Consider the following 12,986-nt stretch of genomic DNA (forward strand, 5'->3'; position numbering starts at 1 on the left):
GCCAAAGGCACGATCGGTAAAGCACAAAGTAAGTATCCTTTTTAACCGCAGAGTCGCGAAGATCGCAAAGAAAAATGCTAAGGCTTAAATTCCTTTATAAACAATAAGACTCTGCGATAAAAACTCTGCGTCCTTGGCGTCTCTGCGGTTAAACAATCAACATCTATCACAGAATTGTGTCATTCCGAGTGGAGTTGAGGACAATAATAGAGCCTTAGATTTCGAGACTCTCGTCTCTCAAGTGCTCAGCCTGACCAACTGAAAACTGCTACCGATTCCTAACACTGTGATTGAACTCTGATCACAGTGACTAACAAACAACCATCAACAAACAACTAATTTTTAATTCCTCACCCACTGCCACCTAAAAACTGATCACTCTAACCCCCAATTCCTTGGACAATGGCGCAAATGATCTTATTTTGTTTGATTAAATAGACAAATTCAAACGAATGCTGCTCAGTAAGCTGGAGATCAAAGGGTTTAAGAGTTTTGGGGATAAAATGGTGATTAACTTCGACAAAGGAATCACCGGTGTAGTTGGGCCAAATGGCTGCGGAAAATCCAATGTGGTCGATGCTATCCGTTGGGTTCTTGGCGAGCAAAAAACACGCCTGCTCCGCTCCGATAAGATGGAAAACGTGATTTTCAACGGTACAAAAAACCGTAAACCTTCCAATCTTGCCGAAGTATCCCTGACGTTTGAAAATACCAAAAACCTCCTCCCTACAGAATACACCTATGTCACGGTAACCCGGCGCTACTATAGATCCGGTGAGAGCGAATACCAGATCAATGGCGTCACCTGCCGTCTGAAAGATATCACGAATCTCTTCATGGACACGGGGATCAACTCAAACAGCTACGCCATCATCGAGCTTAAGATGATCGATGAATTGCTGAATGACAAGAATAACTCACGCCGGGAATTGTTTGAGGAGGCCGCTGGAATCTCGAAGTTTAAGAGCAGAAAGAAGGAAACCCTTCGAAAACTTCAGGATACAGATGATGATCTGGACCGTGTGGAAGATGTGCTTTTTGAAATAGATAAGAATCTAAAAAGCCTGGAAAAGCAGGCCAAACAAGCTTCCAAGTACTTTGAGATCAAAAAAGACTATAAAGTCGCAAGTATCAATCTAGCGAAAAAAAGCATAGAGAAGTACAGCAAGTCACTCATAGAAGCCAACCATAAAATTCAGGAAGAAGGAGATAAAAAACTCCAACTGCAAACTCAGGTAGCAGATCAGGAAGCCCTTCTCAGCCAACTGAAAACTGAGCTGATTCAAAAAGAAAAACTGCTCTCCAGCCGTCAAAAGGCACTAAATGAGCATGTAAATAAGATCAGAGCATTTGAATCTGAGAAAAAAATCAAGAATGAGCGTCTGCGGTTCTTGGAAGATAGATCTCAAAAACTGCGGGAGCAGATAGATGCTGACCGTAAGTCAAACGATCGTGCGGGCTTCAGTATTCGCTCCTTACAGCAGGAAAAAGAATCTGCCGAAAAGATGCTTGCCGAAAAGGAACTGATCGTTTCTGAACTTCGGGAAACATACGAAAGCCAGAAATTAATCCAATCGGAAAAGCAACAAGCACAAAAGACGATCAATCATAACTTTGAAGCACTCAAGGAGAAAGTCTATCAGCTGAGCAAAGACATAGAGATCAAGCAAATCCAGCTTTCTACGCTCAAGCAGGAACTGGAGCGAACTTCATCAGATGATTCCTCTCAGGAAGCAAGTTTGGTGGATTTTGAGGAGAAAATAATCACGCTTAAAGCCGAACTTGATGAGTCGACTAAAGGCTATCAGGAGTTAAAAACCAAGCAGGAGGATCTGGATCAGAAGATTGAAGAAACCAATCGGGTGATAGAAATGATCCGTGAGGAATTGACACAGTCTTCCCGAAAACTCGACTCCAAAACCAACGAATACAACCTCACCAAATCTCTGGTGGAGAACTTGGAAGGTTTCCCTGAAGCCATCAAATTTCTGAAGAAAAATCAAAGTTGGGGTAAGGACATGCCGCTCCTATCCGATTTGCTGACCACCTCCGAAAAATTCCGGGTTACCATAGAGAATTACCTGGATAGCTACATGAATTATTATGTGGTGGATACGGAGTCACAGGCTATTTCTGCCATTCAGCTCTTGAGTGATTCAGCCAGAGGCAAGGCCAATTTCTTTGTTTTGGAGCATTTTGAGCGATTCAAGTCCAGCCAAAACAAGCTTTTCGCCAATGCCATCGCCGCTACAGAGATCATAGAATTTGATGTTAAGTACTCCAGATTGATCAATTTCATTTTGGACAATGTCTATATCGTACAAGGTGAGCACCGGGATTTTCCGCAGGATACAGAAGCCGTATTCATCTCCGAAAACGGTAAGTACACCAAGCGGAAATTCAGTATCTCCGGTGGTTCGGTAGGTCTTTTCGAAGGAAAAAGAATCGGTAGAGCCAAGAACCTGGAGAAGCTGGACAAGGAAATCAAGGATCTGAATAAAAAGGTCAGCAGTACCAGAAACAACCTGGACAACAAGCTGTCTGAACTGATGAAGCTGAAGGAAATCAGCTATAAAAAGACGCTAGAGGAATGGCAGAATAAGATCAATGCCATCAATCAGGACTTTGTGTCTGTGCGTACCAAGAAGGAACAACTGGCCGAATTACTTAGCTCCAATGCCAATAAGCGGGAGGATATTCTGGATAGAATTGCTTCCATAGAAGAGAGTTTGACTGAGATTCAGCCACAGCTTTTTGATGAGCGAGCGGAGTTCGAAGCCATGCACGATGAACTCGAAGAGCTGAACGAATCCTATGAGAAGGAATCGGCTTCGCTTACAGAGAAGTCTCAGGCTTTCAATGCCGAGAACATTCTCTATCATCAGCACCTGAACCGAGTGACTAGTTTGGATCAGGAAATAGAATTCAAGCAAACTGCTTATGAGGGTTCGAAGGAACGCATAGGTAAATCTCAGACCGAGCTTTCCCAGTTGGATACGGAAGTGAAGTCCCTGCTCGACAATAACGAGGTCAAGGATGATGAACTGATCGAATTGTATTCAGAGAAAGAAGGCATAGAAAAAGGCGTTCAGGAAGCGGAGAAGGACTATTATGCTTCCCGAGGACTGATCGATGAGACGGATCAAAAGATCCGCAGCATACAGAAATCCAAGGAAAGCTACGATCAGCTGATTCATGAACTGGAAAATGCAGTGAATGAAGTCAAGCTGAAAATGGCTGGAATGAAGGAAAGACTCAGTGTGGAATTTGAGCTGAACCTGGATGAGCTGATGGAGGAAAACCCCGAGATAGACGAGGAATTCCGAGAGTTTGCAGAGGATAAACTGCGAGAGCTGGTAGGCAAGCAAAAGGAGAAACTGGATAAAATCGGGCCGATCAACCCAATGGCCATGGAAGCCTACGATGAAATCAAGGTTCGCTATGACTTCATCACTACGCAGAAAGAAGATCTGATCAAAGCCAAGGAATCCCTTCTAACTACCATCAAGGAAATCGACCAGGTAGCCAAGGATACATTTTTGGATGCTTTTGCCAAGATCAAGGAGAACTTTGTGAAGGTATTCCGATCGCTATTTACCGAGCAGGATGACTGTGATCTGACTTTGGTAGATCCTAGCAATCCGCTGGAATCAGCCATAGAGATCTTGGCCAAACCAAAGGGTAAGCGACCACTAAGCATCAACCAGCTTTCTGGAGGGGAAAAGACACTGACCGCCACTTCCCTACTCTTTTCCATCTACCTGCTGAAGCCTGCACCTTTCTGTATTTTTGATGAAGTAGATGCACCGCTTGATGACGCGAATATTGATAAGTTCAATACCATCATCCAGAAGTTCAGCGCGGAGTCTCAGTTTATCATTGTCACGCATAACAAGCGCACCATGGCCAGCACGGATATTATCTATGGGATAACCATGATCGAAGCAGGAGTTTCCAGAGTAGTTCCAGTGGATTTAAGGGAGTTGGTGTAATTTGAAATTTGAAATTCAACATTCGATGTTCTTCATTCGAAATTCGATATTTGAACTTGTTGAATTTGACCAACTCAACTATTATATATACTGATAATGCTAAGTAATTGAAAGGTGTAGCCTTAGTCAATAATTTCAATTCTAACCTGTAATGAAGCTGGGTATTCTAGGAATAAATCTGAAATAGTTGAGTTAAGGCTGTTTCATTATATTTATTTTAAGTACTTATCCTGACTTTAGTTTAACCCAATTTTTTATGGCAAAAGGGAAGAAAATGAACGTGCAAGGAACGGAGATTACAATTTTTAAAGGAAATGAAGAAGATTACCTTTCCTTGACTGACATTGCCAGGCATAAAGACGGGGCGAATACCGACGATATAATTAAAAACTGGTTGCGAAATAGGAATACGATAGAATTATTAGGGTTTTGGGAAACAATGTATAATCCGAATTTTAAACCCGTCGAATTCGACGGGTTTAGAAAATTTCTTTCAAAAAAAACCGGAGAGGAATCCCCTCCGGTTTAATATTATCAATAGATTCTAGTTAATTCATCAACAGCTTCTCAAATGCTCCGTCATCGACGGTTAATTGAGAGATGGTGACCAAGACAGTTCCGGCTGTCACGGCATATCCAGCGTAGGCGAGCAATACAGCAGGCACCAATCCTGGTGCTGTCAGCACTGCGGTGCCAATAGCTGCGATGATCAATCCGGCCTTTTTCACTTTCTGGAAAAACGGCGGTGTAGGGGCTAATGCCCGGTCTTTTATTTCAGTTAGTATGTTCATTTTTAGTTGTTAGTTGCTTGTTATTAGTTGTTGGTTCCGCCACGGCGGAAGGCGAACGTGTGTCTGGAGTCAGATGTTAGATGTTGGTCGTCTAATCTGATATCGGATTACTTTCGAGAAGGTGGGCTTCTAGTGCGCTGCATCACATTCTTTAGCAGAGCCTGCTCTGCCTCTAGCCGGTAGAATAGCTCTTTCAGTTTGGCCACCTCTGTACTTAGCTGTCGGGTATCATCAATCAACAACTTCAGAAAGTATGCAATCACCGAAAGCAACATCATCGTCACCACTCCCGCCAAACTCAGCAATAGCTCTGCTCCAGACATGATTCCAGGAGATAAGGCACTCGCTCTGATACGATCTGCAACTCTACGATTTCCCCACGCTCCCATTCTCGCTCCAGCCTTTCCATCAGCTTGAAAAATGCGAGTTTGGTGAATAGTGGAGTGCCATCAGCTCGGTAGCTGGTCACAGGATAGATGGAATTGGATTCCAGCTTTTCATCACCAACATAGGTGGAGATTTTGCCTCCATCGCCAATCCCTATCTCCCAGCCTCTTTCCTCGGAATGAATAGCTACCAGTTCATAGACTCCTTCATCCAGACATGCTATATCTTTTCCAAAGCAAGCCTTGGGAGGCTCCTGGGTAAAGCAAAGCTGCTTTTGACCAAGAAGTAATCTCCCAAGGGTAAGAGTTGCTCTGTACTTACGGTGAAGTACCAGTCTCATCTTAGACTTGCTCTACTCCAGTGATCTTGGCAGCATTGTGCGCTCCATTGTTGATGGAGTATTCGCTACCATTGACCATCTGAACAAATTCCACACTTAGCACAAAGGCTCGATGAGTACCTGGCAACAATGCCTTATCCACTGAAAGACTAATTGCCAAAGACGGATTTATCACTGGCAGCAAATCCGATACGCTGGTTTGCACTGCTCTACCACCAGTTGTGAAATCTAGCCCAACGCCCGTGGCTGTAATTCTCAGATGGGTAGCTCCTTTGGGTAAGGCCACAAAGTCAGTGGGAACGAATGCCGGGATAGCCACAGCCCATGCCGATGGAGAATCTGTGTAGGTAATCTCCAAAAAGAGCGTACTTCCCAGAGAACTTGCAGCATTCAGCTCCATGTCTTTCAACAAAGTCCAGTCCCCTGCTCTCACCATTCGCTCTCCACGGTTATTGACAAGGTCAGACTGCAACACCTTCATCATTACCTGGGTGATTCGCTGACTCAGTCTGCTGTCTCCGATCTTGGCGATCACCGGACGCAGTGCATCGCGGAAGAGTTTTGCCGAGGTAGCATTGTCGGCAAACTCCTTGAGGTTCTCCCGGGTACGTGCAAAGCGGGCATCGTTCATGATGCGGCTCTTGCTCACCCCTCCTTTTTCACGGGCCAGATACCCGTCTTTTGACTTGTAGAAAGACAGTCTTCCTACGCTACCATTTAGTGTAATTACTCCTGCTTGTTTTGCCATATGTATATGGGTTTTAGGTTAAACATGCTGGGAAATTCAGTTTTATTACACTGATTATCAATAGAATGTGCGGTCTGATCTAAATATGCAGTTCTTTCTTAAATGGGTAGAAAAAACTGTAGAATTCATATTTTTGGTTTTATTTCTGAATGGCTTCGTTATGATGACTATTGTGCCCCATGTATGGATGCACGTGAGGAATAGAAGTGATAATGTATTATCATAAAACACTCCTCAATTAAAATATTATGTGTATTCGTATATCTGCACGTATGTTCAATCAGGCTTCGACTTGGCTCGACGAGCTCACCAACCGGCGCTCAGCCTCCGGTCAATTTTGGCTTAAAGGGAGAGGGAGAGAATGCAGCAGTGCCGCATTCTCTCCCTCTCCCTAGATTTTACGCTTAAATTCGGTCCCTGAGCGCAGTCGAAGGGAAAGGATTCAAAATATTATTTTGGTACGTGCATTCAAGCGAATACACATATAAAATATAACGAAGTTGGAAAAGCAGTCAGAAGGCAGCAAAGAAAAAAGCATAGTCAGATTCCGATAGATATGGGGATTGCAGTAGTTGCTAATAGCCTTAGTCTAGAAAGGGATAGACAAGAATGGGGTTGCTAGATCTTCTTCACTCGGTTAAACTTCATAATACCAACAGTGAAAAACCCATATTGAATGATATTGACATAGTTCCGGAGTTTATAAAGACTGATAAACAAACCTGATTGTACCATAATGTCTATAAAAAAAGTCCCGAAACAATAGAAAAACATACCGGATAGAATCCAAAACCAGGGAAATTGAAGTAGGTCATATTCCCTTTCTGCCATGTGTAGCAGTGCAAATGCAGATAGAAAGGAAATAGAAATCAAAAACACACCATCCAGAAATGAGTTTGTTTCTGAGGCTAAAGAAGGATCCCAATTATTTGAATACAATACCCATCCTTTAAAGAGAAATGTACTAAAAAGCAAGACATAGAAAACTCTTCTTAAAACCTTAGCCTTACTGTAGTTGAGAAACTCTGTGCAGAGCCAAACAAAAAAGATGGCTTCAAAAAAGAGGTAACAGTATTGTAAAATACTATGTGAAACGGGGTTTTGATCTGTACTATAAACGAACCAACCATAGCCATCCACCAGAGCCCCAAAAAGGAGAAACAGAAAAAACAGACGAATTTTGGAATCGCCTGTTTTTAATTTAAAAGCTGCCAATACTAGAGGAACTAGGATTGCGCAGGTTGAGATTTCTTGAATGGGTATACTATTTAAGTTCATGTAGGATCTTCTTCTGTTTTTGGAGGCCAGGAATATTGAAGAAGTCCAGACTCCTCTTCTAAATATTGAACTTCAATATTATCACCATCAACTCCAACTGGAAACAAAATCAGTCGAAGGCTATTTGGCTTACAACTAGTATCATATGCAAAAGCATATCTAATATAATGTACATCTTTAAAGTTTATGAGATTTGAAATGTAACTAATACCCTTATGCTGATTTATAAAGTAAGTAAAACCAAACTCATTCAAATCACTCGAAGAATAGGTAGTCTTAAAATTATCCACCCATTTTACGATTTCACTATTAGGGATTGAGGTGTTAGCCCCAGACACCTTTAATCCCCCTTTTTTAAGCCAATCTTCAATTAGCATGGTTCCATTTACATTCTTAGGCAAAATTTGAACTGGTTTTATTAATTCATTTGCAAGTGGAATGTAAGAATGCAAATCTGGGGTATTGTAAAATTTGCCAAACCTAGGTTCTACTACTACAAAAACATGATTAACTACAGCCTCTAAGCAAAACCAAAACATAAGGCCATTAAAATTAGGATCCTGAATCCAAACCCTTAATTCATTTACATTAAAAGTTCCCCCAAAAGCACCTAAATCTAGGGCTCTAGGCATACCCATAACATGGTTTGCGGCTTCTCTATAACTTATTGGAAGCGTTTTGTTGTTTGAATTACTCATAATAATCGTATTTAAAGTTTAAAATGATATCCTCCTATTTCTTTTCCCCCCAGCCCTATTCTCTTGGTCAGGTTAAACTCAGCAGATCTAGGAGATGAAACCGTGATAGAAAAAACAGATTTGGGTTTGCCTTTGATAAACCAGTGAAGGAGATATTCACTTCCTGATTCAAGGCTGATTTCTATTTGATCCCTTTGCTTACTTATTTCCACTTCGTCCAAGTATATAACTATACTTCCTTCCTCTGAGAATGTAGATACAATCAATCTATCCATAACACTTATCTTTCACCAAGATTTGTGAATAACTACTTTACTTCCCAGCTATATTTAGTAACTGGTATTATCCGACAAGAATCTGGACGATTTCAATTAAATTTTTACTTAAGTTGGCTTAAAAACTCCTCCTTTCTTCTTCTCGCTACGTCTACGACGGTACCATCATTCAATTTCACCTGCCCTCCTTCTCCTTTATAATATTCAGATACATAAGCCAGATTGATCAAATGGGAATTATGTACCCTGCAAAAACTGTAGTCAGCCAACATACCTTCTACATCCTTAAGGGTTCTGGAAACAAGAATTTTGCGTTTGTCCTTTAGAAAAAAAGTGGTGTACGTATTGTCTGATTCACAGCGAATTATATCAGCAATTTCCACGAAAATATAACCTGTAAAGGTTGGCAGGGCCACTTTAGACTTAGTTTTGGGACCTGTCAGGTTAGCCAATAATTGTGTGATCCGGCTTTCTTCAGCCCTATTTTTATTTCTATACTTATTTAGTGCTGAGTTAAATTCATTTGGATCAATTGGCTTGATCAAGTAATCCACTGCAGCAAGTCTAAAGGCTTTCACAGCAAACTCCTCGAAGGAGGTGGTGAATATCAAATCGAAGGGCACCTCGTTACGCTGAAGCAACCAATCGAAGGAAGTCGCTGGCGGAACCATGACATCACAGAAAACCAAATCAGGGTTGAGGCTATTGCATAACTCTTCTGCCTCAGTAAGGTCTGATGCAAGCCCTAGCAACTCTATATCACTTTGCTGAGAGATATAAGCGATCAAGTTATCTTGCGCGTGTTTATCATCTTCTACTATGATGGCTCTTATCTTCATTCTATACTTCTTTTTCGTATGGCATACGGATACCAACTGCTTTGCCTCCACCCTCAAGGTCCGAGATATCAAAACCTGATTTAAATCCTCTCAACTCATTTAAGGATTGAAACCGTTCCTCCATTAACATCAAGCCCATAGAGCTCTTTTTTACAAAATTGGAAAGATCGTGAGACATTTTCTCAGTAGTTCCGTCTCCGAGATTTTTTATCTGGCAGTTCAAATAGGTTTCATTCTCAAATGAGATAAACAATTGGATCTTTGCATTTGCCTTGGCCCCATGCCATACCGCATTTTCCAAAAAAGGCTGTAAAAGCATGGGAGGGATAAAAATATCAGAAGGTATAATATCTTCAGCACAAGAAAAATCAAAACTGAAGGAGTGATTACTTCGAAGCTGTTCAAGTTGCAGGTAATTAATATTGGTTTCCAATTCATCCTCTAAGGAAACCCAATTTTTTGCTGAGCTTTCCAATACATATCGGATCATCTGAGAGAACTTAATTAAATATATGCCTGCTTCTTTGGCCTCCTGCTGCTGTATATAATGGTGTATTGAGTTGAGGCAGTTGAATATAAAATGTGGATTTATCTGAGCTCTCAATGCCTTGAGTTCTCCTTCTGCCTGTTTCAGTTTAAGTTCGGCCTCTCTTTTTCTAAAGTCAGCCTCTCTTCTTGAACGATAAACCACGAAAATAATGAATGAGAAAGCAAGTATAACAGGAAGCAAACCTATTACCACCGCCATCAAAAAATCACTCTGTATTTGGTTAAAGGAATAGATAAAAGTTACAGTCACCTGATTTCAAGTAAAAAGCTGAGAAATAAAAAACCTTGAGACATTTGTTAAAAACAAGCAAGAAAATTAACCAAACATCTGTCTATGAAGATATTAAATATTTAGATTAAGTAAAAATACGGGAAGAAAAATATTGCTATTCTTCCTGTCCAAACAACCACTAAAAATACTTAGTGTGGGTTGCCGAATAAATTCAAATATCGGCCAGCTACTAACTGAGACAATCCGAATTCCAAGTTCATAGTTTTTTCAAGATTTATGTATTCTAGTTTTAGAGCAAGGATCTCAAATAAGGTCATTATTAAAAGACTAGAGCTATGAAATTACTACTACTATTACTCACTTTTCTAAGCTGCTCCCTAGTGAGTATGGCTCAAGATACTAGAGATCTTGGATCAGTTGATATCGCTGGAAACAAGGGATATGTGCTAAGTGCCAGCACTAAAAATGGCAAGTTCAACTATAAAATTTATGATCAGAAAAATCCTGAAGTAGAGGTTGGTTCTTTTTCTCTTGTCAACAATAATTCGAGCAATTTCATAGAACTCATGAAACAAATTGTAGTGGAAAAGAAATTAACGACTATTCTTGAAGCTGATTTAGAGAAGTACTATTTCTATTTTTCAAAGCAAAATATCTTCCAGGTAGAAAATGAAGAAGGAGGTAAGGCTATGGAGATGATCTTCGGAGGTAGCATGACTGTTTATGGCTATAATCATTCCTATTTTGAAGCCATAAAGAAAAAAGATATTTTCTATCTAATAAATGAGTTATTTCCAGATCAGGTCGTCGAAGATGATTTTATATCTGATCCATTTGGATTCGATTATAAATCCCTGAATCCCGATATAGAAACTATTATTTTTGATGAATCATTTATAGCAAAAGTAAATAAAACATCAAATATTAAACCTAGAGCATTAAGATATGAGACCCTTTACAAGGCCATTAACAACCAGTATTATAGCGCTTACTCTAACCAGGTATACAAGAAACTTGAAAATTATCCGGATCAATATGCCATAGACAATATCACTAGTGAGATTTCTATCCTCAATGAAACAAAAGGCAGATTAGTAAACGACAACTCTACGTTTTATACAGAGATCCTACGTTTGGAGAATAAAATCAATGAGTATGAAAATAATATCAAAAGCTATAAAGCCAAATTACCAAGTTCGCTTGAAAATTATGAATTAGAAAACCTTACCTATAATACAGAAACACTCGAAGAAATAGAAGAAATCAAAAGATTAAAGAATAAAATAGATAACTATCACGAATCACTTCCAATACCTAGATCTGACAATGTCATTATTATTTCTGCCAATGAAGAAAATACCTTGAGAAATATCATAGACAAGTTAAAAGCCATAAACACTAAATTAGAATCATACTCACTTTCACTCTCCTCGATACAGAGTGAAAAAAATAATATAAACCATACTAATGATACATTAACTCAAAAAAAAGAGTTCCTAACTAATTCTGAACAAGAAATTGAATCTGTTAATCAAATCATAATAAACAAAAACAAAGATCTTGACAACTTAAAATCAATTAAATACAAAGAAGTTTCTAAACAATTAGACCAGCTTATAAAAACAAATAAACACCAGTTCTCACCTGTATCAATCCAGCTAGAAATCAATAGAGGGTATCTTGAAAATATTATAGTTAATGGCACCTCATCGGTTTTTGAACATAAAACCATAATTGATAAAGACCCAACAAGAAAACTTCCTATCTATCACTTAAAGTTCATCAATGATTTTCCTATTGGAATATCTGCAAAAAAAGATATTGAAAGAATTGGAAATTACAAACTGTATGCGCGTTATGAGAATGGAATGCACTTTGAACTGAAGCTTGGTGACCTTACAAGCATCATAACAGAACAACTGGAACTAGACCGAAAAGACTATTCCCCAAAAGACGGTTCCTATTCATTTAATTTACCTGATGAGAACAAGCAAGTATTTAAAAAAGCTGATTCCAAAGAAATTCTTCAGATAAAAGTTTTCACAGATTTCGTTGGGATAAGTGAAGAAAATCCAAATGGACTGATCCAGCTAGAAATAGATAAGGAGATCCCTTTATTGACTAAAAGAATTCAAAGACCCTACGTATGGATACCTTTTAGATGGCTTGTAATCAACCAATCAAACGTAGGGGTGTTCAATTTCTTCAAACCACAGTTTATTTACTCAAAAATCGAGAATAATAACAAATACCTACAAGTTAAATCATTTACTAGCGGGACAGGTGAGGATGAAGTTACTGAATATGGAGTTTCCTCTTTACAGCTCAAGCAATTTGAAATATTCAGTATAGGTGCAGATTTCAACCTATTTCTTTATGATATACCTAATGGGAAATCCACATTTCTTCTAAACACTGGATTCAGATTCGGCCGAACAGATCTGGCTTCCAATGAGGAAGAGCCCGAGGTAAATGATTTTCCACGCAGCTTCACCAATACTATACAGCCAAGTCTGGAGGCACTATGGAGAATCAATGGTGATGAGCGATTTGGAATAGAGTTTTCTTATGGGCTAAACTGGTTGCTTTCCGATGAATTGTTTTTCACTCAGAAAGGAAATACAGATGGTTATAATGACTTCAGCAGTTTTAATGCCTCCAAAGAAAATAATGGTTTGCAGAGGTTTACTTTATTGGCATATCTTAATGTACAAAAGGAAAGTACAGGGAGATTATTCTTTAGATATAGATTTAATTCTGAGCTAGATGATTTCAAGAATAATTATGCACAATTACAACTTGGGTACACTACTTATCTCACTAGAGCTAATAATTAATACATCTATAAATATCTCTG

General features: G+C 39.5%; 12 protein-coding genes. 3 read left to right on the forward strand and 9 right to left on the reverse strand.

Going from position 1 to position 12,986, the window contains the following annotated elements:
• Positions 1-452 precede the first annotated feature (452 nt).
• Together smc and BM291_RS12630 are read left to right on the forward strand one after the other, a co-directional pair.
• Positions 453-3,992, forward strand: a complete 3,540-nt coding sequence (gene smc / locus BM291_RS12625) for a chromosome segregation protein SMC (protein ID WP_092897958.1) — start codon at positions 453-455, stop codon at positions 3,990-3,992.
• A 256-nt stretch (positions 3,993-4,248) separates the two neighbouring features.
• Entirely contained in the window at positions 4,249-4,521 is a 273-nt protein-coding gene (locus BM291_RS12630; protein ID WP_092897960.1) for a KilA-N domain-containing protein, read from the forward strand.
• A gap of 19 nt (positions 4,522-4,540) precedes the next feature.
• On the opposite strand, the gene BM291_RS12635 is transcribed toward BM291_RS12630, so the two are convergent.
• The 9 genes from BM291_RS12635 to BM291_RS12675 form a co-directional block, all read right to left on the reverse strand.
• Complete coding sequence (locus BM291_RS12635) at positions 4,541-4,783, reverse strand: hypothetical protein (RefSeq protein WP_092897962.1); 243 nt, start codon at positions 4,781-4,783, stop codon at positions 4,541-4,543.
• Between the two features lie 107 nt (positions 4,784-4,890).
• Positions 4,891-5,106 carry a hypothetical protein gene (locus BM291_RS12640; protein ID WP_092897964.1) on the reverse strand — a complete coding sequence of 72 codons (216 nt, stop codon included), beginning with the start codon at positions 5,104-5,106 and terminating at the stop codon, positions 4,891-4,893.
• Entirely contained in the window at positions 5,082-5,510 is a 429-nt protein-coding gene (locus BM291_RS12645) for a DUF5675 family protein (RefSeq protein ID WP_092897966.1), read from the reverse strand. The genes BM291_RS12640 and BM291_RS12645 overlap by 25 nt, the downstream gene beginning before the upstream one ends.
• 1 nt (position 5,511) lies before the next feature.
• A complete protein-coding gene (locus BM291_RS12650) occupies positions 5,512-6,258 on the reverse strand; it encodes a hypothetical protein (RefSeq protein ID WP_092897968.1) in 747 nt (248 codons plus the stop codon).
• A gap of 618 nt (positions 6,259-6,876) precedes the next feature.
• Positions 6,877-7,536, reverse strand: a complete 660-nt coding sequence (locus BM291_RS12655) for a hypothetical protein (RefSeq protein WP_092897970.1) — start codon at positions 7,534-7,536, stop codon at positions 6,877-6,879.
• Entirely contained in the window at positions 7,533-8,234 is a 702-nt protein-coding gene (locus BM291_RS12660) for a hypothetical protein (RefSeq protein ID WP_092897972.1), read from the reverse strand. Before BM291_RS12660 ends, BM291_RS12655 begins: the two co-directional genes overlap by 4 nt.
• Before the next feature lie 11 nt (positions 8,235-8,245).
• Entirely contained in the window at positions 8,246-8,509 is a 264-nt protein-coding gene (locus BM291_RS12665; protein ID WP_092897974.1) for a hypothetical protein, read from the reverse strand.
• 104 nt (positions 8,510-8,613) lie between these two features.
• The gene (locus BM291_RS12670) at positions 8,614-9,348 is read right to left on the reverse strand and encodes a LytR/AlgR family response regulator transcription factor (protein ID WP_092897976.1); all 735 of its coding nucleotides are present in this window, start codon (positions 9,346-9,348) and stop codon (positions 8,614-8,616) included.
• A gap of 1 nt (position 9,349) precedes the next feature.
• On the reverse strand, positions 9,350-10,147 hold the full coding sequence (locus tag BM291_RS12675) for a sensor histidine kinase (protein WP_139229092.1): 798 nt from the start codon (positions 10,145-10,147) through the stop codon (positions 9,350-9,352).
• A gap of 317 nt (positions 10,148-10,464) precedes the next feature.
• On the opposite strand from BM291_RS12675, the gene BM291_RS12680 reads away from it, so the two are divergent.
• Entirely contained in the window at positions 10,465-12,966 is a 2,502-nt protein-coding gene (locus BM291_RS12680) for a hypothetical protein (protein WP_139229093.1), read from the forward strand.
• The last annotated feature ends 20 nt before the right edge of the window (positions 12,967-12,986 follow it).

The organism is Algoriphagus aquimarinus, from assembly GCF_900112005.1.
In the GTDB taxonomy this organism is placed as follows: domain Bacteria; phylum Bacteroidota; class Bacteroidia; order Cytophagales; family Cyclobacteriaceae; genus Algoriphagus; species Algoriphagus aquimarinus.